The organism is Parapedomonas caeni, assembly GCF_041060555.1.
GTDB lineage: Bacteria > Pseudomonadota > Alphaproteobacteria > Sphingomonadales > Sphingomonadaceae > CAUJIW01.
Map to the genome: position 1 here is coordinate 57,087 of NZ_JBEUDS010000016.1, position 23,703 is coordinate 80,789.

Annotated in this window: 20 protein-coding genes; 13 read left to right on the plus strand and 7 right to left on the minus strand. The window is 67.7% G+C overall.

All coding sequences use genetic code 11. The features are described 5' to 3' along the window. Positions 1–394: 394 nt before the first annotated feature. Together ABU113_RS11620 and ABU113_RS11625 are read right to left on the minus strand one after the other, a co-directional pair. Complete coding sequence (locus tag ABU113_RS11620) at positions 395–1,315, minus strand: hypothetical protein (RefSeq protein ID WP_454559666.1); 921 nt, start codon at positions 1,313–1,315, stop codon at positions 395–397. Positions 1,316–1,478: 163 nt separating this feature from the next. Continuing rightward, positions 1,479–2,717, minus strand: a complete 1,239-nt coding sequence (locus ABU113_RS11625) for an MFS transporter (RefSeq protein ID WP_454559667.1) — start codon at positions 2,715–2,717, stop codon at positions 1,479–1,481. Between the two features lie 261 nt (positions 2,718–2,978). On the opposite strand from ABU113_RS11625, the gene ABU113_RS11630 reads away from it, so the two are divergent. The 9 genes from ABU113_RS11630 to ABU113_RS11670 all read left to right on the plus strand — a co-directional run bounded on the left by ABU113_RS11630 (position 2,979) and on the right by ABU113_RS11670 (position 12,118). Next, on the plus strand, positions 2,979–4,250 hold the full coding sequence (locus ABU113_RS11630; RefSeq protein WP_454559668.1) for a methyltransferase family protein: 1,272 nt from the start codon (positions 2,979–2,981) through the stop codon (positions 4,248–4,250). A gap of 152 nt (positions 4,251–4,402) precedes the next feature. Continuing rightward, complete coding sequence (locus ABU113_RS11635; protein WP_454559669.1) at positions 4,403–5,539, plus strand: homogentisate 1,2-dioxygenase; 1,137 nt, start codon at positions 4,403–4,405, stop codon at positions 5,537–5,539. After that, positions 5,536–6,546: a fumarylacetoacetate hydrolase family protein gene (locus ABU113_RS11640; protein ID WP_454559670.1), complete on the plus strand. Its 1,011-nt coding sequence runs from the start codon at positions 5,536–5,538 to the stop codon at positions 6,544–6,546. Before ABU113_RS11635 ends, ABU113_RS11640 begins: the two co-directional genes overlap by 4 nt. 128 nt (positions 6,547–6,674) lie before the next feature. After that, a complete protein-coding gene (gene maiA / locus ABU113_RS11645) occupies positions 6,675–7,307 on the plus strand; it encodes a maleylacetoacetate isomerase (RefSeq protein ID WP_454559671.1) in 633 nt (210 codons plus the stop codon). A 172-nt stretch (positions 7,308–7,479) separates the two neighbouring features. After that, entirely contained in the window at positions 7,480–8,202 is a 723-nt protein-coding gene (locus tag ABU113_RS11650) for a PEP-CTERM sorting domain-containing protein (protein WP_454559672.1), read from the plus strand. Between the two features lie 142 nt (positions 8,203–8,344). Beyond that, on the plus strand, positions 8,345–9,364 hold the full coding sequence (locus ABU113_RS11655) for a threonine aldolase family protein (protein ID WP_454559673.1): 1,020 nt from the start codon (positions 8,345–8,347) through the stop codon (positions 9,362–9,364). Between the two features lie 14 nt (positions 9,365–9,378). Further along, positions 9,379–10,251, plus strand: coding sequence for a DMT family transporter (locus ABU113_RS11660; protein WP_454559674.1), 873 nt, complete (start codon positions 9,379–9,381; stop codon positions 10,249–10,251). 37 nt (positions 10,252–10,288) lie between these two features. After that, a complete protein-coding gene (gene pcaD / locus ABU113_RS11665) occupies positions 10,289–11,071 on the plus strand; it encodes a 3-oxoadipate enol-lactonase (protein WP_454559675.1) in 783 nt (260 codons plus the stop codon). A 189-nt stretch (positions 11,072–11,260) separates the two neighbouring features. Continuing rightward, positions 11,261–12,118: a THxN family PEP-CTERM protein gene (locus tag ABU113_RS11670; protein ID WP_454559676.1), complete on the plus strand. Its 858-nt coding sequence runs from the start codon at positions 11,261–11,263 to the stop codon at positions 12,116–12,118. 358 nt (positions 12,119–12,476) lie between these two features. Here the strand turns inward: ABU113_RS11670 and ABU113_RS11675 are convergent, their stop codons facing one another. The 5 genes from ABU113_RS11675 to ABU113_RS11695 all read right to left on the minus strand — a co-directional run bounded on the left by ABU113_RS11675 (position 12,477) and on the right by ABU113_RS11695 (position 16,648). After that, positions 12,477–13,412, minus strand: coding sequence for an alpha/beta fold hydrolase (locus ABU113_RS11675; RefSeq protein ID WP_454559677.1), 936 nt, complete (start codon positions 13,410–13,412; stop codon positions 12,477–12,479). Between the two features lie 79 nt (positions 13,413–13,491). Further along, complete coding sequence (locus ABU113_RS11680; protein ID WP_454559678.1) at positions 13,492–14,448, minus strand: hypothetical protein; 957 nt, start codon at positions 14,446–14,448, stop codon at positions 13,492–13,494. After that, positions 14,445–15,317 (minus strand): ABC transporter ATP-binding protein, encoded by an 873-nt coding sequence (locus ABU113_RS11685; protein ID WP_454559679.1) that lies wholly within the window; start codon positions 15,315–15,317, stop codon positions 14,445–14,447. The genes ABU113_RS11680 and ABU113_RS11685 overlap by 4 nt, the downstream gene beginning before the upstream one ends. Next, a complete protein-coding gene (locus tag ABU113_RS11690; RefSeq protein WP_454559680.1) occupies positions 15,314–15,679 on the minus strand; it encodes a GntR family transcriptional regulator in 366 nt (121 codons plus the stop codon). Before ABU113_RS11690 ends, ABU113_RS11685 begins: the two co-directional genes overlap by 4 nt. A gap of 66 nt (positions 15,680–15,745) precedes the next feature. Then, a complete protein-coding gene (locus tag ABU113_RS11695) occupies positions 15,746–16,648 on the minus strand; it encodes a DUF3667 domain-containing protein (protein ID WP_454559681.1) in 903 nt (300 codons plus the stop codon). A gap of 167 nt (positions 16,649–16,815) precedes the next feature. On the opposite strand from ABU113_RS11695, the gene ABU113_RS11700 reads away from it, so the two are divergent. The 4 genes from ABU113_RS11700 (at position 16,816) to ABU113_RS11715 (ending at position 23,406) form a co-directional block, all read left to right on the plus strand. Then, positions 16,816–17,355: a hypothetical protein gene (locus tag ABU113_RS11700; RefSeq protein ID WP_454559682.1), complete on the plus strand. Its 540-nt coding sequence runs from the start codon at positions 16,816–16,818 to the stop codon at positions 17,353–17,355. Between the two features lie 301 nt (positions 17,356–17,656). Continuing rightward, positions 17,657–19,102, plus strand: coding sequence for an efflux transporter outer membrane subunit (locus ABU113_RS11705; protein WP_454559683.1), 1,446 nt, complete (start codon positions 17,657–17,659; stop codon positions 19,100–19,102). 3 nt (positions 19,103–19,105) lie between these two features. Then, positions 19,106–20,314, plus strand: a complete 1,209-nt coding sequence (locus tag ABU113_RS11710; protein ID WP_454559684.1) for an efflux RND transporter periplasmic adaptor subunit — start codon at positions 19,106–19,108, stop codon at positions 20,312–20,314. Beyond that, positions 20,311–23,406 carry an efflux RND transporter permease subunit gene (locus ABU113_RS11715; RefSeq protein ID WP_454559685.1) on the plus strand — a complete coding sequence of 1,032 codons (3,096 nt, stop codon included), beginning with the start codon at positions 20,311–20,313 and terminating at the stop codon, positions 23,404–23,406. The genes ABU113_RS11710 and ABU113_RS11715 overlap by 4 nt, the downstream gene beginning before the upstream one ends. Positions 23,407–23,703: the final 297 nt, after the last annotated feature.

Sequence of the window (23,703 nt, forward strand, 5' to 3'; positions counted from 1 at the left end):
AGCCTCGCCGTGATGGCCGGGTGTGAGCAGAAGCCTCCCGCCCCGCGACCCTCGCTGTCAGGGCCGGGCGTGGCCGGGCCGGGACGGGGGGAAAGAATAGGTATACTGTCCCCCGATATGCATGCACCGATATGCAGGCAGCACCCCGCGACCCCACGGGATGGCGCAACCACGCCCTTCGACAGGCTCAGGACGAACGGTGAGGACGGCGCCTTGCGCCAACGGGCGGGTCGCGACGTCGAATTGCCGTTCGTCCTGAGCCTGTCGAAGGGCGGACGGCCGCATGAGCTGGACCGGCCCGCGTCCTCCCCACGGTCGTCAAGCCCGGCCATGACAGCGGCGAATGCGGGAAGATAAGCAGACGACCACCGGAAACACGGGGCGGGAAATATACTCAGCGCCCGATAACAGTTTCTATGACAACGTCGGACATCCCTTTGTCCGCCGCGATATTCTTTCCGGAATAATAAAATCCGCGCGGATACAGCGCCCCCGTGCCGTAGTGACGCCGCGGCGGTACAGCCATCACTGGCTGACCGGCATGCGCCATTTCATGTCGCACTTTCTCAGCAGCGGATCGGATCTCCAGCTCCCGTGCCGGATGGAGCAGGAAAGGCCTAATCAGGACGTTCATGCCATCGTCAATAAGAGCCTTCACGAAAGCCGCAGAGCCGAATGTTCTTGGGGTAAAATACCGCATGCGAAAAAAATGATCCGGCGTACCTTGTGTTTTCAGCACAAGATTTTTAATCTTTCCAAATTCGACTGGCGCGGCATCGGGAAATCTCCTGTCAGCTTCGCGGACGGCGTCCTCAAATTTGTCGTACTTTTCCATCCACGAAATCTCGCTGCGATCCGTATCGACCACATCGAGATGATGGTAGTCATCCATGATCCAGTAGCCCTGTTCGATGATGGCGCCGCCGCCGTACGAGTCCACCTGATCGGGGCGCTTCAGCTCCAGCCGGAGGGGGTAGAAGTCGACGTTCGGCACGGCGAAACGTTCGACCAGCGCCTTGAAGCGATCCGAGGCCACCCGGATGGCGGAATCGATCCGGAAATAATCCGGCAGTTCGGACGCGTCGGTGCAATGTTCCAGAGACCACAGAAGGTCCTCCGGCGGTGCGATCAACAGCGGCTCGTTGACACGCGCCTTGAGCCTCCGTCTTTGTCGTATGATAGGAATGTATTCGGGATAGGGCAGTTTGTAGGCATTGAGGTCGGTCGCCGGGACCGGCTTCGCGACAATCTCGAAAATGAAATCCAGCGGCGTCTCCAGGTCGACACCCTGTTCCTGGCTTTCGGTCGGCTTCATGAGATATCCTTCATCACTTCAGGCGAACATTGGCAGCACAGGATCACGCGCGGCCGATCACGGATGGCCGGGAACAGCTTAGAGTTGTCGACTCTGCATATCCAGTCCCCCCGCCCTCATGCCGCGCGCAGGACGTCTCGGGCCTGTTCGGGCAGGCGGGGTGCTACGGACGCGGCGCGTCGGTGACGGCGAAATCCGGGTATCGCCCGAGAAGCAGCAGCGACGATGCGCCGGCAAAGATGACCGCCGCGCCAATCAGCAATGCAGGCGCATGCCCGCCCGACGCCTCCACCAGCGAGGCAAAGACATAAGCGCCGGCCCCCGTCGCGATGGCGAAGCCCGCCCACAGCCAGGCGTAGATCCTGCCGTAACTGCGCATGCCGAAATAGCGGGCACACAGGAAAGCGATCAGATCAAACTCCGCGCCGGCAGCCAGGCCGATCATCACCGCCGCGAGCGCCGGCGCCTGACCCTGCCACAGCAGCAGACAGGCGAGGCCCGGCAACATCAGCAGGATGGCGGCGACCGCTGGCGCCCAGAAGCGGTCGATCAGCGCACCCGTGACGATGCGGCCGACCATGACCGACACGCCAAGCAGGCTGGAATACCACGCCACTTCGCGGACGCCGATCTTCTCAAGAATGGGGCCGACATTGGGGATGATGCCGCTGATGGTGAAATGGGTGGCGCCAACGGCGATGAGGAGCAGCCAGAACCGGTACCCCGCCAGCGCCTGGGCGAAACCGACACCGCTGGCGACGCCCGGCGCGGCGGGCGAGGTCACCGCGCGTGCCGCCGTCCGTGACCGGCCCCGGAAAAGCAGCCAGGTCAGCGGCACCCCGACACCGACAATGAGGCCGCCGAGGAAAAGATACCCCTCCCGCCAGCCGTGGCTGGCGATGATGGCATTGAGCACCGGCGGGGCAAGCGCCGCGGTGATGCCGCTGCCGGAAAGGGCGATACCCAGCGCCATGCCGCGCCCCTTGTCGAACCAGTCCATGATCCCCCGGGACCACGTCAGCGGGGAGGTGCCGATCGCCAGCACCGCCAGCAGCAGCCAGCTGATACGCCAGGTCACCAGATCACCCGGCTGGATGGCGAAGAGCAGGAAGGCGGCGGCAAGCCCCAGCTGACTGACCAGGGCCACCGGCCGGGCGCCGAAGCGGTCGGTCATCCACCCCGCCGCCCAGGCCACCAGTACCGTGCCCATCATCTGGAAGGCGAAGCCGGACTGGACCTCGGCCCGCGTCCACCCGAAATCCGCGGCGATGGGCTGGCTGAAAACCCCCAGAGTGTAGAACGGAAGCGCGGTAATGCCGAGCATCACCCCCAGCAGGGCCGCCAGCAGAACCCGCCAGCCGCCGCGCCGCGCTTCCGCCAGAAATCCGTCACGCTCAACCATGGTGTCCAATCTCGCCCATCACCGGAGTTTGAGTGAAGGTGGTCGAAAGGCGCACGCCCTTCCCGCCTAACTCGATGTTGTCCGCACAATGGATAGTCCAGCGGATGGTCGAGCCCTTTCCGTCGCGCACGCCGCCTCCTCTCATGCCGCTGTTCCGCCGGCCGGTTGCCGCCTATGCTTAGCGGCACGTTAGGGTTTCGCAGCTAGACGGGGGCCATGGCACGCGACGACACGAGAGGCGACGACAGAAGCGGCGACGGGATGACGGGCGACAGCGCGCAGGGCGTCGCCACCCACCGCTCCGGCCGGCCGGTGTCGGCGACGGCGCCGCTGACCGGGCTGGTCGGCTTCATCGCCGCCTGTCTGGCGGTCTGGCTGCTGCGCGACTGGACGGCGCTGCCCTACCAGCGGGCGCTGGCGGTGATGGCCGCCGTCGCCGCGCCGATGCTGCTGGTCGACCTGCTGGTGTTCCGCGTCCACCGCCGCGCCTCGACGGGTCTGGCGGGCACCGCCCTGCACCCGGTGGCGCCGGGCCGGCTGCTGCGCAAGCTGGTGGGGCTGGGCGTAACGCTGGGCGCCATCGCCGGGCTCTACTGGCTGTTCCCCGAGTATGCCGGCGACTTCTACCAGCCGGTGTGGGATGCGGTGGCGCTGCTGGCGCCGTGGCTGGCGGCCGTGACGCCGGTTTACGTGCTGATCGTCGACCGGCGCCAGCGCGCACCGGAAGATGCCTACGCCCAGCTCGGCGCGCTGGTGCTGGCCGGCCAGCGCCCGGCCGACTGGGGCGACATCGGCAACCACGCGCGCGGCTGGCTGATCAAGGGCTTTTTCCTGCCGCTGATGTTCGTCGGCCTGACCCGCGACATCAGCCACATCTCCGGCCTGCTGATGGGCGAGCGGCCGGCCGGCTTCCTGCCGCTGTATGATCTGGTCTATGGCGCCACCTTCCTGCTCGACCTGCTGTTCACCTGCATCGGCTACATGCTGACGCTGCGGCTGACCGACACCCATATCCGTTCGGCGGAGCCGACCATGTTCGGCTGGGCGGTGTGCCTGGTGTGCTACCAGCCTTTCTGGAGCCTGATCTCGGCCCAGTATCTCGCCTATGACGCCGATTCCACCGTCTGGGGGCCCTATTTCAGCGCGTGGCCGGCGGTGCAGGCCGCCTGGGGCGCGGCGATTCTGGCGTGTGTCGGCGTCTATGTCTGGGCGACCATCGCGTTCGGCTGCCGCTTCTCCAACCTCACCCACCGGGGCATCATCACCTCGGGCCCCTACCGCTGGATGAAGCACCCGGCCTATGTGGCGAAGAACCTGTCGTGGTGGCTGATCTCCATCCCCTTCCTCGGCGAGGGGCCAACCGAACTGGCGGTGCGCCAGTGCCTGCTGCTGCTGATGCTCAACGGCATCTACGCCCTGCGCGCGCTCACCGAGGAACGCCACCTGGCGCGCGACCCGGTGTATCGCGCCTACCAGGCGTGGATGCGCGAACATTCGCTGGTGGCCTACGGGCGCAGGTTGCTCGCCGGCTGAGCCGGCAACATGAAAGCGACCGGCTGAGCCGGCTAAATACAACGACCGGCTGAGCCGGCAAACGAGAGACAGCCGGCTGAGCCCGTTCCGACGCGTCGCGCTTGACCGAATTAGTTTCAGTTGATACTAAATAATCGACGAGGGAGAGCGCCATGGCACGCAATTATATTCCAACCGCCTGGGTCAAGGGCCAGGCGTCGCGGCAGGCCCACTGCGACCTGCCGGCCGGCACCTATGAACGGGAGATGTCGAAGGAGGGCTTTTTCGGCCCGGCCGCCTTCTTCCACCACCGCCACCCGCCCACCGGCTGGGTGGAGTTCGACGGGCCGATCGCGCCGCGCGCCTTCGATCTTGCCCGCCTGACCGAGGACAGCGCCTCGCCGTGGGCGGCGCCGGTGATCCTGCACAACAACGCCACCGAGCTGCGGTTGTGGCGGCTGGGCTCGGCGATGACCGATCTGGCCCGCAACGCCGACGGCGACCAGCTGCTGTTCGTCCATGCCGGCGGCGGCGACCTCTACTGCGACTTCGGCCATCTGGCGCTCAACGCCGGCGATTATGTGATGATCCCGCGCGGCACCATGTGGCGCATCGCGCCGGCCCGGCCGATGATGCTGCTGATGATCGAGGCGACCAATTCCAGCTACACGCTGCCGGAGAAGGGCCTGGTGGGCAACCACGCCATCTTCGACCCCGCCATCCTCGACACCCCTGAGCTGGACGAGGCCTTCCTCGCCCAGCAGTCGGGCAACGCGCGCACCCGCGTGCTGGTGAAGAAGCGCGGCATCGTCTCCACCATCACCTACCCGTTCAACCCGCTCGACGCGGTGGGCTGGCATGGCGACCTGTCGGTGGTGCGGCTCAACGTCAGGGACATCCGGCCGCTGCTGTCCGCCCGCTATCACCTGCCGCCTTCGGCGCACACCACGTTCCTCGCCGACCGCTTCGTCGTCTGCACCTTCGCGCCGCGCCCGTTCGAGACCGATCCCGGCGCGCTGAAGGTGCCGTTCTTCCACAACAACGACGATTATGACGAGGTGCTGTTCTACCACGCCGGCGACTTCTTCAGCCGCGACAACATCCACCCCGGCATGATGACCTTCCACCCCACCGGCTTCACCCACGGCCCGCACCCCAAGGCGCTGGCGCGGATGTTCGAGCAGCCCAAGCCGGCGACCGACGAATATGCGGTGATGATCGACACCCGCGACCCGCTTGACGTCGCCGACGCCGCGACGCAGGTGGAGTGGACCGACTACAGGAACAGCTGGAAGCCCAAAGCCCCATGAAACTCGCAACACTCAAAGCCGGCGGCCGTGACGGCGTGCTGGTGGTCGTCTCGCGCGATCTCAGCCGCTGCCTCGATGTGCCGCACGTCGCCAACACGCTGCAGGAGGCGCTGGACAACTGGGCCGGCGCCGCGCCGGAGCTGGCGGGCTATTACCACCAGCTCAACGCCGATGCCGCGCTGGGCGAGCCGTTCGACCAGGCCGCCTGCGCCAGCCCGCTGCCGCGCGCCTACCACTGGGTGGACGGCTCGGCCTACGTCAACCATGTCGAGCTGGTGCGCAAGGCCCGCGGCGCCGAGATGCCGCCGAGCTTCTGGACCGATCCGCTGGTCTATCAGGGCGGCTCGGACGACTTCACCCCGCCGCACGATCCGATCATCTGCCCCGACGAGTCCTGGGGCATCGACCTTGAGGGCGAGCTGGCGGTAATCACCGACGACGTGCCGATGGGCACCACGCCGGCGCGCGCCGCCGACCACATCAAGCTCATCATGCTGGTCAACGACGTCAGCCTGCGCAACCTGATCCCGGCGGAACTGGCCAAGGGCTTCGGCTTCTACCAGTCGAAGCCGGCCACCAGCTTCGCGCCGGTGGCGGTGACGCCTGACGAGCTGGGCGACGCCTGGGCCGACTGCAAGGTCCGCCGGCCGCTGGTCAGCCACATCAACGGCCAGCCGTTCGGCACCCCCGACGCCGGCACCGACATGACCTTCAGCTTCGCCGAGCTGATCGCCCACGTCACCAAGACCCGGCGGCTGGGCGCCGGCGCCATCGTCGGCTCCGGCACGGTCTCCAACAAGGGTGCCGACGGCGGCCCCGGCAAGCCGGTGGCGCAAGGCGGCGTCGGCTATTCCTGCCTCGCCGAGATCCGCACCATCGAGACCATCCTGCATGGCAAGCCGGTGACGCCATTCCTCAAACACGGCGACCGGGTGCGGCTGGAGATGTTCGACGCCGACGGCGGCTCGATCTTCGGCGCCATCGACCAGGTGGTGGCGAAAGACTGAGACGGCGGCACGCCCGCGGGCTGGCGCCGGGCCGGCATCGGCTCTAGAACCGGCGTGTTCCGGGCCACGACGGCCGATCCCGGTTGCCCAATTTCGGCCGTCCGATCCTGCGGGGGGAGAGACCACCGATGCTGACGCTGTATTCCTACTGGCGGTCCTCCGCCGCCTACCGGGTGCGCATCGCGCTCAACCTCAAGGGGCTGGAGCACGACATCGTGGCCGTGAACCTGGTCAAGGGCGAGCAGGCCGGCGACGATTATCGCGCGCTCAACCCGCAGGGGCTGGTGCCGCTGCTGGTGGACGGCGACACCCGGCTGTCGCAGTCGATGGCGATCATCGAGTATCTGGAAGAGGTCCACCCGCATCCCCGGCTGCTGCCCGCCGACCTCGCCGAACGGGCGCGGGTGCGGGCGATGGCCGGGCTGATCGCCGCCGACATCCACCCGCTCAACAACCTGCGCGTCCTGAAATATCTCAAGCGCGAGCTGGGCCAGACCGATGATGCCATCAACAGCTGGTATCGCCACTGGATCACCCAGGGCTTCACCGCGCTGGAACAGCTGGCCGATGCCACGGGGCCGTATCTGTGCGGCGACGTGGTGACGCTGGCGGATGTGTTCCTGGTGCCGCAGATGGCCAACGCCCGGCGCTACGACACCGACCTCACGCCCTTCCCCCGGCTGGTGGCCGCCGACGCCGCCGCCCGCGCGCTGGAGCCCTTCGCCGCCGCCGCCCCCGAACGCCAGCCCGACGCGGGGTAAGGGGGCCAGCAGGGAGGTCGCCAGACACCCCCCAGCTGTCGCGTTTCTTTACAAAGGCAGGCGAGGCGCGAGCGCGCCATGCCCCGGAAAGGCGCGGCAATACTGGCTTGTTACGAGGTTGGCACGGTCCCTGCTTTGCCGGCGCCGAACAGATAACAAAGGGGCCTTTGCCATGCGTCACTTCACCAAACTGCTTGCCGCCGGCGCCATGCTGCTGGGCGGCGCCACCAGCGCCAGCGCCGCCGCCACCCAGGTCTTCGCCTGGGAAGATTCCTTCGATGTGTGCGCGACCATGAATGGCTGCTCGGTGTCGACCAGCGGTAGCGGTCTGTATGAGAGCGTCGAAAATTATGCCGGCATCAGCGACGGCAACGGCAACAGCTTCTCCGGCACCTTCATGCGCTCGAGCGGCATGCTCACCGTCAGGCTATATGGTCTGGCGGCTCACGACACGCTGAGTCTGGAATTCCTGCTGGCCGTCATCGACTCCTGGGATGGCCTGAGCAACGACGGCGTGTCGCCGGATACCTTCACCATCACGCTCGATGGCGACACCGTGTTCTCCGGCGGCTTCGACACCTTCGATCCGGCCGACCAGTCCTACGCCGGGCTGACCCAGCTGTCCTACGGCAGCCAGCTGGGCTTCAGCAGCTGGGCCGACGCCGCCTATGACGGCGCCTTCACCCGCGCCCACAGCGCCGCCGATGCGACCATCATGTTCATTGCCGGCGGCGCCGGCTGGCAGGGCCGCGACATCACCGATGAATCCTTCGCCATCGAGGACCTCAAGGTGTCCATCGCCAGCCGCACCACCGATGTGCCGGAACCGGCCAGCCTCGGCCTGCTCGGCGCCGGCCTCGCCGGTCTGGCGCTGGCGCGCCGCCGTCGCCGCTGAGCGACCACGCAGCGTTACCCGTACAACGGGCGGCCCTGGCGGGCCGCTCGTTCGCGTTTCAGGGCGCTGGCCCGGTTTAGCGCCATCCCGTACAACGACCCTGCGATTGACGCCGCGCGGACGACCCTCTAGCGACAGGGCCATGCGCTTCATTTCCGACAATACCGCCACCGTGTCGCCCGAGATTCTCGCGGCGATCGCCGACGCCAACGCCGCCCCCACCGCCGCCTACGACGGCGACCCGTGGTCGGCGCGGATGAACACGGTGCTGGCCGACTTCTTCGGCACCGAGGTCGCCGCCTACACCGTCGCCACCGGCACCGCCGCCAACAGCCTGGCGCTGGCCTGCCTGACGCCGCCGTTCGGCGCCGTGGTCTGCCATCGGGAAGCCCATATCGCGGTCGACGAATGCGGCGCGCCGGAGTTCTACACCGGCGGCGCCAAGCTGCTGCTGGCCGACGGCGACCGCGCCAAGCTGACGCCGGCGACAGTGGCCGAGGCATTGAAGGACATGCGCAGCGACGTGCATCAGGTGCAGCCACGCGCGCTGTCGCTGACCCAGGCGACCGAACTGGGCTGTGCCTACACCCCCGACGAGGTGGCGGCACTCACAGCACTGGCGCGCGCACGCGGGCTGCGGGTGCACATGGACGGCGCCCGCTTCGCCAACGCGCTGGTGCATCTGGGCTGCCATCCCGGCGACGTGACCTGGCGCGCCGGCGTCGACGTGCTGAGCCTCGGCGTCACCAAGAACGGCGGCCTGTCGACGGAAGCCGTGGTGTTCTTCGACACCGCGCTCGCCGCCGAGTTCGGCCTGCGGCGCAAGCGCGGCGGCCACCTGCTGTCGAAGGGGCGCTATCTGTCGGCGCAGGTCGTCGCCTACATCGAGACCGGTCTGTGGGAACGCAACGCCCGGCGCGCCAACGGGCTCGCCCGGCGACTGGCGGCGGCCTGCGGCGACCGGCTGCTGGTGCCGGTGGAGGCCAACGAGCTGTTCGTCCGCGTCGGCGTCGCCGGCGCCGCCAGACTGCGCGAGGCGGGCTTCGTCTTCTACGACTGGGGCGCCGAAGGCTCGGGCGAGATCCGCCTGGTGGTGTCGTGGGACCAGCCGGAGACGGACGTCGCGGCGCTGGCCGACGCGCTGGCCGGCCTCGACTGCTGAGCGGGGCGCGCGCCGTGCCGCCCTGGCTGTCCTTCCTTGCCGTGGTGACGATCTGGGGCAGCACCTGGTTCGTCATCACCACCCAGCTTGCTGTCATCCCGGCCAACTGGGCGGTGGCCTACCGCTTCCTGCTGGCGGCGGCGGTGCTGTGGCTGGTGCTGCTGGTCCGTCGCGAGAGGCTCGCCCTGACCATGCGCCAGCACGCGCTGGTGGCGCTGTTCGGGCTGCTGCAGTTTTCACTCAACTACCTGCTGGTCTATGAGGCGGAGACGCACATCTCCTCGGGCCTGGTGGCGGTGGTTTTCGCGCTGATGGTGGTCACCAACCCGGCGATCGCCCGGCTGACCATCGGCCAGAAGATGTCGCCGGCGCTGTATCTGGGTGCCGCGCTGTCGGTGACCGGCATCGGCCTGCTGTACGCGCGCGAGGTCACCACGCTCGACTGGCACGACCGCGGCATCGTCGGCCTGGCGCTGTGCTTCGGCGGCGTGCTGGCGGCGTCCGCCGGCAACATCTTCCCGGCCGCGAAAAGCCTGCGCGGGGTGAGCATCAACGCGCTCAACGCCTGGGGCATGGTCTATGGTGCCATCGGCTCCTCGATTTACGCCGCCTTCACCGACGGCCCGGCGCCGTGGAGCCTGGAGCCGCGCTTCCTGCTCGGGCTGGGCTACCTGTCCATCCTCGGCTCGGTGGTCACCTTCACTCTTTACCTCCAGCTCATCCGCCAGTGGGGCGTGGCGCGCGCCGGCTACACCAGCGTGCTGATCCCGGTGGTGGCGCTGGCGATCTCGACGGTGCTGGAAGGCTACCAGTGGTCGACACTGGGGCTGATCGGCGCCGGACTGGCGCTGGCCGGCACGCTGGTGGCGGTGGCCAGCCGGCGTTAGGGTCGGTTCGGGCACGACAACGGGGAGAACCTCACCGATGATCCACACCATCACCACCAGCGACGGCTGCGACATCGCCTATCGCCTGAGCGGCCAGGCCGAGGCGCCGGTGCTGCTGCTGCTCCACTCGCTGGGCGCCTCGATGGACATGTGGGCGCCGCAGGTGGAGGTGCTGGGGGACCGCTTCCGCCTGCTGCGCCCGGACGCGCGCGGCCACGGCCGCTCCGACGCGCCGGCCGGCGACTACACCCTGCCCCGGCTGGGCGAGGACGTGCTGGAGCTGCTGACGGCGCTGGCGATTCCGCGCGCCCATGTCTGCGGGCTGTCGATGGGCGGCATGGTCGCCATGTGGCTGGCGGTGCATGCCGCCCGCCACGTCGACCGGCTGGTGCTGAGCAACACCGCCGCCTGGATGGGACCGCCGGCGGCCTGGGAGGAGCGCATGTCGCTGGTGCGCGCCCACGGCATGGCCGCCGTCACCGAGCCGACGCTGGCGCGCTGGTTCACGCCGGCCTTTCACGCCCGGGCGCCGGCGGCGATCGAGCCCGTCCGCCAAACCCTGCTGGCGACCGAGCCCGCCGGCTACCTCGGCTGCTGCGCGGCACTGCGCGACATGGACCAGCGGCCGACGCTGGCGACCATCACCGCCCCCACCCTGGTCATCGTCGGCGAGGCCGACCCCTCGACGCCGCCGGCACTGGGGGAGGCGATCCACGCCGCCATCGCCGGCAGCCGGCTGGTGTCGCTGCCGGCCGCCCACCTCGCCAATTTCGAGCAGGCCGGCACCTATAATGCCACCCTGGCGGCGTTTCTCCAGTAGCCCGGCGTTGCCCGCCCCTGGTGTCGGAATTCTATACAATTGCCGACAGACCGTTTGCCGGAAAACATATCAATCCATTGTTTTTATTCAATTATCGCAAGTTGGCATCAATCCTGCTTAGATATCCGTAACGAATGCACGGTCGTCAGCGAGACTTGGCACCGTCCGGTTAGAGGAAGGAACTGTAGCGTGAGCAAGAAGAACTGGATTGCCGCAGCTGTCGTCGGTCTGGCGACGTCGGTTGCCTCGTTGAGCGCCAACGCGGACATGATCACCGAATGGTCGGTGAGCGTGAACAGCGGCTGGCAGGATTCGACCTGGTCGAGCGCGGGCCCCGGCTCGTTCGACCCGGCCGCCCCCTATGTGGTGTCCGGCGCGCTGCCGAATGGCGCCGACTTCAACGGCGGGCTCGACTATGACATCGTCAAGTGGGGCACCCCCCGCACCGCCAATGGCCAGAGCTTTTTGGGCGTTGATGACCAGTATGATGTCGGCGGCCTGCTGACCAACGATGCCGCCGGCGTTGCCGGTGCCAGCGTTTTCCATGGCAACTTCGTCCAGGCTTCGAGCTCGCCGGCCAATCCGGCCGAGAAGTATCTCGACAACACGACGCTGATCGCCTCGATCAGCTTCACCCCGACCAATCCGGCCGGTCCGTCGCTGGGTCCGATCTCCGTCGATTTCGCCATCGACTTCTGGGAGACCTCGAACATCAGCGCGTTGGAAACCTGCCCCGGCGCGCCGTGGCCGGATGCCACCGTGACCTGCCCGGACCGCTTCATCGTCAGCCTGGAGAACGCCTCCTACTCGACGATCGTTGACGGCTACATCTACACCTTCACCCTGTCGTTCGATCCGCTGGCCTCCAGCTTCCTGCGCATCGACGACAATGGCGACGGCACCGTCACCATCTGGACCGCCGAAGGCCAGCTGAGCAAGCTTGCCACCATCATCCACGTGACCGCCCGCGTGCCGGAACCGGCCACGGTGGGTCTGCTGGGTGCCGGTCTGGCGCTGGCGGGTCTGGCGCGCCGCCGCCGGAAGTAACCAGCCAAACGCTTAACGCCTTCCAAGAGAGGGGCGCCATCCGGCGCCCCTTTTTTGTTGCGCCTCGGCGGCGGACCCGCGGATCAACCGCCGATGGTCCGAGCCGCCCGTGGTCCGACCGGGCCGAGGCGCCTCCCTGCTCCGTCGATGCCGGGCCGCCGGCCACCCGACGACATGCCAGCAAGGGCGCGGGCGGCGGCGGCGGACGGATCGTCACGTCCGCACAGCGACGACAAGGCGGTCATGGCACCAGCCAGCGTGCACCGTCAGCCGCCGTCGCGCCGCGCATAAGCCAGGCGGGAGGCTGTGCGGGTGCCGCCAACGCCCTTCAGACCAACGTCCTTCAGGCCAACGCCCTTCAGACCACCTGCGCTCCGGCGCTCTCGGCCAGCAGCTGGCGCAACGCGTCGCGCACCAGACCGGGCTGTTCCATCGGGAAGAAATGGGTGCCGCCCGGCACCACGCTCAGGTGAACGTGCGGCCCCAGCCGATCCCGCGATCGGACCGCCCGCCCCGCCGTCGAGCCATGCTCGGCGGCAAGAATCCGTACGGGCACGCCGATGCGCCGCAACGCCGCCAGTCGATCATCGCCATGGGCGGCATAGGTGGCCGCCTCCCACGCCGGATCGCAGGCCAGCCGCACCGAGCCGTCCGGCAACGTAATCAGCCCGCCGGCGACATAATCCTCAAGAAAACCTGGCTGCCAGGTACGAAATGCCCCCCGTCCGCGATAGCTGGCCGTCACCGCCTCCGCGTCGGGGAAGATCGCCCGCCGCCGGATCGCTGCCTGCGCCATCGGGTTGCCGCGTCGCATCAGCTGGCGCAGACCGGGCAGGCGGGTGCCCCAGCGCACGCTTTCGGGCATCAGCACCGGGTCCAGCAGCAGCAGCCCGCGCCCCAGCCGCGGCTGGGCGGCCAGCGCCTGCAGGGCGACCACGGCGCCCATGGAGTGGCCGGCGAACACCGGCGGCCGGCCCGCCGTCACCAGCGCGGCAGCGGCGGCCGCCACGTCGCGTGCATAGAGCAGCCAGTCGCGCAGCCGGTCGGGCCGCGTGGGCAGCCGCGTCCGGCCGTGACCGCGCATGTCGAGCGCCACGACATGATGCTCCTCGCCCAATGGCGCCAGCAGCTGGCTGTAGGTGGCGGCGTTGAAGCCGGTGGCATGGACGAACAGCAGGTCGACCGGCCGTGCCGGATCGCCGAAGGCAAGCGCGTGCATGTCACCATCGGGCAGCCGGCACGTCAGCGATCGCGGTGTCGGCGAGGCATCAGGGGCGATTTCGGACGCACTCATGCGCCATGTGTGGCGGGACGGCGGACAACTGGCAAGAGCTTCCCCCCGCCAGCCACCCGTCGGGGCATCCCGATCGGCCTCACACCGAACGGCGACGCCGGACTTCGCTGGCGGCCCACAGGAACAGCGCGGCGACGGCAAGACCGGCGACAAACCGCAGACTGATCGTGCTCGCCGCCATCTGGCCGACCTGCCCCTGCAGCAGTTCCGCCAGCGCCGCGCGCTCCAGCACCTGTTCGCCCAGCGCAAAGCCCAGCCCCAGCGACTCGAAGCCCAGCCTGCTGGCGATCTCCTGCCACAGATAGTCGCTGTGGAAGGTCAGTGCCTCGAAGATGGCCAGCGCCACCGGGGGAATGACGACATAGAGCAGGGCCGAGCGGGGCGCCCAGGCGGAGGCCAGCATGATCCAGCCGTATACCGGCGCCGCCCAGCCGACATAGAACACGCAGGCTGTCATCAGCGTGGCGAAGGTGCCGAGAAGGACAGGCAGGCTGGTGACCAGCTGCCACTCCGGCGAGGCGCGAAACGGCCCGCCCACGCTTGCCAGAGCCATGGCGATCAGGGTCACCGCGATCGAGATCGTCACGGCGATCAGCAGCGTGCCGAAGGTGGCGGCGACGAACTTGGCCAGCACCACCTTGAAGTCGGAGACCGGCATCGACTTCCAGAACAGGATCGACCGATCAACCCGCTCCGCGTTCATCGACGACAGCAGCATGAAGAAGCTGACGATGAGCGCAATCAGGGTTGCCGGCAGCAGATAGAAGTAAGCCGAACCGTAGGCCATCGCCTGCAGGATCGGCGCCGCCTTCGTCTCGCCCTTCTCGGCCCGGACCGCATCATAGATGTCGCCAACGGTACGGATCTGCACCCCGCCGCTGTCGTTCACCTCCAGACTGATGACCGCCGAACCATTGAGGAAGGTGCCGACCACCACCAGCAGCAGCAGCAGCGCGCCGACCACCATCGGTGTCCAGAACTGGCCGCCACGATGTTCGATGAACTCGGACCTGATCAGTGTGACGAACGCCTTCATGCGACCTCTCCCGACGCGGCCTGCGGCCCCGCGATGGCAACAAACAGATCAGCCAGCGGCACCCGGCGCGGCTCGCCCAGCAACGCCACCTGTCCGGCCGGCAGGGAATCAAACACATAGGTCGTCCGCCCGAAGCTCTTGCGGGCATAGACCGGATTGAGCGCCTGGGCCTCCGCCGCGCGCGCGTCGACAACATCGACGGCGGTGAAGCGCTCGACCAGCGCGTCAATGCTGGCGTCGAGCACGATCTCGCCGCGGTTGATCATCACCACGTGCGTCAGCACATGTTCGATCTCCTCCACCTGATGGGTGGTGACGACGATCGAGCGCGATTCATCGAAGAAGTCCGACAGGATCGCGTCGTAGAACGCGCGCCGGTTGATGAGATCGAGCCCCAGCGTCGGCTCGTCGAGCACCAGCAGACGGGCATCAATGGCCAGCACGATCGCCAGATGGACCTGCACGATCATGCCCTTGGACAGCTCGCGCACCCGCGCGGCCGGACGCACCGAGGTGCGCGCCAGCCGCGCCTCGGCCGCGGCACGATCGAACCGGGGATGAATACCGGCAACAATGTCCAGCAGATCCCTGACCCGGATCCAGCGCGGCAGCGTGGCGACATCGGCGATGAAACTCACCTCGCGCATCAGCGCGGCGCGATCCGTCAGTGGCTCGTGCCCCAGCACCTTGAGGTCGCCATCATAGTTGATCAGCCCCAGCATGGCGTTGATCAGTGTGCTCTTGCCGGCGCCGTTGGGACCGATGACGCCGACAATGCGGCCGGCGGGAATCGACAGCGAACACGGGCGCAGCGCCGGTACCTTGCCGTAAGATTTCGACAGGCCGCGTGCCTCGACGATCATGGTCATGCCCCCTCCGCTTCCATGCGCTGCAACAGTTCCTCCGCCGACAGGCCGAGCCGCCGGATGCGTGCGACGATATCCGGCCATTCCTTTTCGAGGAACTGCTCCTTTTCCGCCGACGACAGCCGCGACAGCGCGCCGGGGATGACGAACAGGCCAAGACCGCGCCGCGGCTCGGCGATACCCGCCTGCTGGAGTTCCTGATAAGCCTTGGAGACGGTCAGCGGATTGACCTGAAGGTCGACGGCGACGGCACGCACACTGGGCAGGGCCTCGCCTTCCTTCAGGCTGCCATCCAGGATTCCGGCAATGATCCGGTCCCGGATTTGCCGGTAGATGGGCTGGTCTTCGCGCCAAATCTGGGTCATGGTCGGACGGTATCCTACGTGATCGAGTGTATTAGTATGGTAATACACCTAGGCTGTCAAGCCGCTTCACGCCGCGGCCATTGAGCGCACCAGCAGAACCACGACCGTTACCAGTAACCCACTGAAATATAATCCCGTCACCAGGATCGACTTGACCGCGGTGGCCAGCCAGCCCTGGCCATAGACCCGCTTGAGCGCCAGCAGAAAATGAGCGCTGTAGGCCAACCACAACACACCCAGCAGCCAGCCGCCGGGGATCAGGCCGCGACTCACCCAGGCCACCAGCACCATCAGCGTCAGGCCGATGAAGAAGGCGGTGTGAACGTTCAGGGCGAACAGCAGATGCTCGACGAGATAGCGCCGGCGCTGCGCCAGCCACAGCAACAGCGCCATCAGTGGCACCGCCAGCAGCATGAACCGACTGAGCGACTTGCCCACCAGCGCGTTGGCCAGCCGCGGATCGCGGGCCAGCGCATTGATGCCGTCGACAAGGCGGGTGATACTGCGCTGACCGGCTGCGTCGCCGGAATCAGCGGCGGCATCGAGCGCCTGATCGAGATCCCGCCGGTCGATGACAGGCCCCGCCTTGTCGCCAGGCGGCGCAACCGTCAGGACATCGATTGCCACCGCTCCCGGTGTCACGTCGAAGGTCAGATGGCCCTCGCCGACGACCAGCGCCGCCGGCCGAGCCGCCGCCGGCTGATCCGCCAACGCCGGACCTGCCTCCATCCGGCCGGACAGCCGCACCAGGGCGACGTCGCTGATCGCCAGCAGAATGACCAGCAGCAGAGACGTGAAGATGAACAGCCGGATCGGCGGCACATAGCGCTGCTGCCGGCCGGCCAGCCAATCAACGGTCATGGCGCCCGGCCGGCAGGCGATGGAGCGCAGGGTCGTCGGCACACGGCCGTCGAAATGCACCACGGAATGCAGGAAATCTTCCGCCAGTTCCCAGATCGGCCGATGCATGTGCCCGGCCTTCTGACCACAGGCGGCACAATAGGGCCCTGACAATGCCATGCCGCAATTGTGGCATTGTCCGGCCGGCACTGACGAATGTTTGTCCATTGTCGCCCCCGACAGACTGCTCTAACCCTAGCGGCAATCAGGATGAAGACAAGAGAGCGGAGCGAACGATGAAGGCAGGCTGTTGGGTGATTCTGGCAACCGGCATCGGCACCCTTGTCGCCGTGTCCTCCCCGTCGATGGCGCAGGTGGAACCGTTTCGCGCCTGCGCCGGCGTGCTCGATGACGGCGCACGGCTGGCCTGCTACGACAAGGCGGTCGCCGCGCTCGGCACCGCCGACGCCGCCGCCATCGAGGCCCGCCGGGTCGCCGCGGCTGAAGCCGCCGCACGTGCCGCCGCCGAGGCCGCCGCACGCGAGGAACAAGCCAAACGCGAGGCCTTTGGTGCCGAGAATGTTCCCGCCATCCGCGCGACGCAAGTGGATGACCGGCTGCCCGAGTTGCGGGAAACCATCACCGAGGTATTTTCCAGCGGCAGCGGCCTCGTCATCGAACTGGCCAACGGCCAGGTCTGGCGGCAGTCGGAAGCCGCCGTCCTGCCGCCGATTCGCGCCGGCGACACGGTGATCATCAAGCGCGGCGTCATCGGTGGTTACCGCATGACCTTCCAGAAGCAGCGCCGGACCATTTCGGTAAAACGTTACCGCTGAGTCCGTCGGCCAATAAGTCCGCCGGTCGGTGAGGCCACCGGTCGCTGAGTCTGCCTGAATGAGGATTGCCGCCATCAGCTCGCCCGGCACGCGAGCGGCGGACAGTGACGCAATATTCAATCCCGCTGGCAGTCACTGCCGCACAGCGGGCAAATTCCGCCAGCCGCATTGCCACGCCCCGCCGTGAGCCCGCGCCATAGCGACGACACAAAATTGCGCGACCATCAGAATGACGCTTGACCGTGCAGTGGTGTTTTATATATCTAATACACCATATCAGCAGAACACCATCGGGGCATCAATGACACTCCTTTCCCTCAGGACCGCGCACGCAGGTCGTGCCTGCCGACGGATCACCGCCGGTGTGGCGGTACTGGCGCTGGCGGCCTGCGCGCCAGCCTTGCAGGCGCCACCACTCACCGCCGACGCCTCGCCGCCCGCCGGCTGGGTTGCGGCCACGCCAGAGACCCCCGCCGACGCCTACAGCTACGCCGACACCGACTGGGTGGCCGACTTCCGATCGGAAGCCCTGTCGGCGCTGATCGCCGAGGCGCTGGCCCACAACCGAGACCTGCGCGCGGCCGCTGCCCGTGTCGCCCAGGCGCGCGCTCGTGCCCGCGCCGCCGGCGCCGACCTGTGGCCACAACTGTCGCTGGGCGTCACCGGCAGCGGCAGCCGCGTCGGCCTGAAGGATGGCGGCACCACCACCGAAAGCTATGGCGTCGGCGCCGACATCAGCTGGGAGGTCGACCTGTGGGGCCGGCTGGCATCGAGTGCCCGCAGCGCCGCCCTGACCGCGGAGGCAACGGCCCGCGACGAAGCGGCGGCCCGGCTGTCGCTGGCCGGCCAGGTGGCCGATGGCTGGTTCGGCGCCATCGCCGCCCGCCAGCAGCGCGACCTCGCCCGCGAGACAGTGACCACCTACGAGCGCGCCGAACATCTGGTACGCGCCCGCACCCAGGCCGGACTGACCTCCGAGCTTGATCTCAAGCTGGCGATCTCCAACCTCGAGTCGGCGCGCGCGCTGGCTCGCCTGCGCGACCAGCAATTCGGCGAGGCCCGCCGGCGGCTGGAAGTGCTGCTTGGCCGCTATCCCGCCGCCAGCGTCGAGACAGCGGCGCAGCTGCCGGCACTGGCCGGCGTACCGGCCACCGGCGTGCCCGCCGACGTACTCGCCCGCCGCCCGGACCTGCAGGCGGGCTACACCCGGCTGATGGCCGCCGGCTATGGCGTTGCCTCGGCCCGGCGCGCCCTGCTGCCGCGCCTGACCCTGACCGGTTCGATCGGTGATGAGGGCGCCAGCCTCGCCGACGCCTTCGACTTCCACAAGATGGTGGCAACGCTGGTTGGCCAGCTGACGCAGCCGGTCTTCCAGGGCGGGCGGCTTCGGGCCAATGTCGATCTCGCCAAGGCAACGCGCGACGAGTCCGTGCAGACCTACGCCCAGTCGGTACTGGTGGCGTTCCGCGAGGTCGAGGACGCGCTGGGCGCCGAGGCTCAGCTGGGCGCCCGGGAAGCCGCCCTTGCCACGTCGGCGCAACAGGCGGCTGCCGCCGAGCGCCTGGCTGAGTTACAATACACCAACGGCCTGACCTCGATCCTGACGCTGCTGGACGCCCAGCGGCGCAACCTCGACGCCCAAAGCCAGCTGCTTGATGCACGACTGGCCCGCCTCACCAGTCGTGTTCGCTTGCATGTCGCGCTTGGCGGCTCGCTTCAACCCCCATCCAGCCAGACCCAGGGGTAACCCATGTTGACTGATTTCACCTCCAGGTTCCGCCAGCTTTCCCCGCGCACGCGCTGGCTCACGGTCGGCGTTGCCGGCATCGTCGTCGCCTCCGGCGTCGCCATGATGGCGAACTCCAGTGCCCCCGAACCCGGCGCCGGGGAGCCGGAGATCAGCAAGGGCGGTGACGCGCAGGGCGTGGTGCCGCGTGTCACCGTGATCGTGCCCGGCGCCAGCACCCGTGCCGCCCAGGTGACGGTGACCGGGACCATCGCCGCCCGTTATGACATGCCGGTGGGCGTGGAAGGCGAAAGCGGCCGCCTTGCCGCCGTGCTGGTGGAAGCCGGCGACCGTGTCGCCAAGGGGCAGCTGCTCGCCCGCCTGAACACCGACCTGCTCAAGCCGCAGGTCGCCCAGCTGGCCGCGGCGCTGGAGGAAGCCCGCGCCAACGCGCGCCTCGCCCGCGCCGACTATGAACGCGTCAAGGCGATCGCTGAATCCGGCGCCGTCGCCAAGGAAGAGATCGACCGCCGCAAGGCCACCGCGGAAACGGCGGCCGCCCGCGCCAAGGTGGTGGAGGCCCAGCTCAACGAAACGACAGCCCGCCTGCGCCGGGCGGAAATCCGCGCCCCCGAGGCCGGCGTTGTCCTGGAACGCATGGCCGAACTCGGCCAGACCGCCACCATGAGCACCCCGCTGTTCCGCCTGGCCAAGGATGGACAGGTCGAACTGCGCGGCGAGGTCGCCGAGCAGGACATGCCGAAACTGGCGGAAGGCCAGGCGGCGACCGTCACCATCACCGGCATCGACCGGACGTTCACCGGCAAGGTCTGGCTGGTGGGGGCGGTGATCGATCCCAAAACCCGCCTCGGCAGCGTCCGCGTCGCGCTGACGCCGGACCCGCAGCTGCGCCCCGGCGCCTTCGCCCGCGGTGTCGTCACCACCGGCGCGACCAGCAAGCCGGTGTTGCCGCAATCCGCGGTGCAGGCCGATGGCCAGGGCTCCTATGTCTACATCGTCGGCGACGACAACAGGACCGAGCGCCGCGACGTCAAGGTCACCGCCACGGTGGAGCAGGGCCTGGTGATCGGCGCCGGTCTGACCGGCGACGAGAAGGTGGTGGCCTCCGCCGGCGCCTTCCTGCGCACGGGCGAACTCATCATCCCCATCCTTGATGGCAAGCCGCTGACGCGGACCGCCACCAAGGCCGCCGACAAGGGAGGCAAGGCATGAGGAACATCTCCTCCTGGGCGATCCGCAACCCGGTACCGCCCATCGTCCTGTTCGCCGTGCTGAGCTTCCTTGGCCTGGTGGCGTTCCTGCGCATGCCGATCAACAACATGCCCGACATCGCGTTTCCGCTGGTGCAGGTGACGGTGTCGCAGCCCGGCGCGGCGCCCACCGAGATGGAAACCCAGATCACCCAGCGCATCGAGGGCGCCGTCGCCAGCGTCGGCAACGTGCGCAACATCCAGTCGCGCACCATCGAAGGCAACGCCTTCCTGTTCGTCGAGTTCCAGATCGGCACGCCGATCGACCGTGCCGTCAACGACGTGCGCGACGCCGTGTCGAAAGTGCGCGCCGACTTGCCGGAAGGCATCATGGAGCCGCTGATCCAGCGGGTCGATGTGGATGGCGGTGCCATCGTCTATTACGCGGTGTCCACCAGCGACATGACCCAGGAACAGCTGAGCTGGTTCGTCGACAACAGCATCACCAAGCGGCTGCTTGCCCTCAATGGTGTCGCGCAGGTCAGCCGCTCGGGCGGCGTCAGCCGGGAGATCCGCATCGACATCGACCCCGTCCGCCTGCAGGCGATGGGGCTGACCGCCGCCAGCGTCAACCAGCAACTGCGGCAGCTCAACATCGACGCGCCCGGCGGCCGCGCCGAAATCGGCGGCGCGGAACAGGCGGTCCGTGTGCTCGGCGGCGCCAAGACAGCGCAACAGCTGGCCGAAACCCACATCGCCACCGCCGACGGCCGCGTGGTCCGGCTCTCCGACATCGCCACGGTCAGCGACAGCGTCGCCGAACAGCGCAACCTGGCCCGCCTCAACGGTCGCATGGTGACCTCCTTCGGCGTCTTCAAGGCCAAGGGCTCCTCCGACGTGACCGTGATGGAGCTGGTTGAGAAGGAGCTGAAGCAGCTGCTGAAGGAGAACCCGAAGGTTCAGATCACCCAGATCTACACCACGGTGACCGACACCCAGAGCAACTATGACTCGGCCATCCACGCGCTGTGGGAGGGCTCGGTGCTGGCGGTGCTCGTGGTGTTCCTGTTCCTGCGCGACTGGCGCGCCACCCTGATCGCGGCCATCGCCATCCCGCTGTCCGCCATTCCGGCCTTCTGGCTGATGGAACTGATGGGCTTCACCCTCAACACCATCAGCCTGCTGGGCCTGTCCCTGGTGGCCGGCATCCTGGTCGACGACGCCATCGTCGAGGTGGAGAACATCGTCCGCCACATCCGCATGGGCAAGACGCCCTACCAGGCGGCGCTGGAGGCCGCCGACGAAATCGGCCTCGCGGTGGTGGCGACCACCATGGCGATCGTCGCCGTGTTCCTGCCGGTCAGCTTCATGGGCGGCATCTCGGGCCAGTTCTTCAAGCAGTTCGGCCTGACCGTCGCTGCCGCCGTGTTCATGTCGCTGCTGGTGGCGCGCCTGGTCACGCCGCTGGTCGCCGCCCACTTCCTGAAACCGCACGGAATCAAGGCGCATGCCGACGGGCCGCTGATGCACGCCTACCTCAAGACCCTGCGCTGGTCGCTGCAGCATCGCTGGCTGACCATCGGCGGCGGCGTCGCCTTCTTCATGCTCGGCGTGGCGTTGCTGATCACCCTGCCCAAGGCGTTCCAGCCGCCGTTCGACAACGGCTTCACCCAGGTCAACATCGAACTCGCCCCCGGCGCCCGGCTGGCCGACACCGCCGCGGTCTCGGCACAGGCATCGGCGCTCATCCGCGCGCATCCGCAAGTGCGCTCGGTATTCGAGTCCATCGGCACCGACGACTCCGGGGAGCCGCGCCGCGCGACACTGTTCGTCAACCTCACCGATCACAGCGAACGCGAGCAGACGCTGCAGGAGATCGAGGAAGAGATCAGCCCGAAGCTCAAGGACATCGCCGACGCCCGCGTCAGCTTCCAGAGCCAGAACAACGGCTATGGCCGCGACTTCACGATCATGATCGCCGGCGATGACCCCGTGCTGCTGCAGCAGACCGGGCAAAAGATCATCGACGCCATGCGCGGCGTGAAAGGCGTGCGCGACCCGCGCATCAATGGCGATTTGCAGCGGCCCGAGATCATCATCAAGCCGCGCTTCGATCTGGCGGCCGACCTTGGCGTCTCGGTGGCGTCGCTCAGCCAGACCGTCCGCATTGCCACCATCGGCGACATTCCGCAGAATCTCGCCAAGTTCTCGCTGTCGGACCGGCAGGTGCCGATCCGTGTCAGCCTGGTGGAAGCGGCCCGGCGCGATCTGGCGACGCTGGAAAACCTGCCGGTGCCGACGTCCGCCGGCGTCTCGGTCCCGCTGAAGGCCGTCGCCGATATCAGCTTTGGCCAGGGGCCTTCGACCATCCGCCGATATAACCAGTCACGGCGGCTGGTGCTGGAATGCGACATCGAGGGCGTGCCCCAGGGAGAGGCGGTCAAGGCCATCATGAACCTGCCGGAAGTCACCAACCTGCCGATGGGCGTGCGTCGTGTCGAGGTAGGCGACCAGGAGTTCCAGGCCGAGCTGGTGCAGAACTTCGCGCTGGCCGTGCTGTCGGGCACGCTGATGGTGTTCGCGGTGATGGTGCTGCTCTACAAGCGCGCCTTCCAGCCGATCACCAACCTCGGCGCGCTGCCGCTGGCGCTGGGCGGCGCCATGCTGGCGCTGCTGATCACCGGCTATGAAGTGTCGATGCCGGTGTTCATCGGCATCCTGATGCTGTTCGGCATCGTCGCCAAGAACTCGATCCTGCTGGTGGATTTCGCCATCGAGGAAATCCGGCTGGGCACCGACCGTCTGAGCGCACTGATGGAAGCCGGGCACAAGCGCGCCCAGCCGATCGTGATGACCACCGTCGCCATGATCGCCGGCATGTTGCCGGTCGCCCTGGGTGTCGGCGCCGACACCTCGTTCCGGGCACCGATGGCGATCGCGGTGATCGGCGGGCTGATCACCTCGACCGTGCTGACGCTGGTGATCGTGCCGGCCGGCTTCACGGTTGTCGACGACATCGAGAAATGGCTCGGTCCCAAATTCGCCCGGCTGCTGACGTCGCACCAGCCCCACCAGCCCGAAGCCGAGCACCCCGCCAAACAGCCCGCTGAGTAACGCCTGCCGCGCGCGGCCTGCCGGGACGGCAAAAGTTGCCGGCCCGGCAGGAATTGCCCGGCAGGAATTGCCGGCGCGCGCCCGCGATGCCCCGTGCCGCGGCCCCGGCAGCGCAGCCGGGAAAAAAATGCGCGCGGCATCAGCCCGTTACGTACTTAACGAATATTCATCACATTGCTGGCATGGTGGTTGCTGATTTGACGGTGCGGACAAAAAGTCCGTGGGCAAAACGCCCGACTTTCACCTTTAGAAAAAGGGAGCCAAGAAAATGGCTATGTCTGTCAATACCAATGCGGG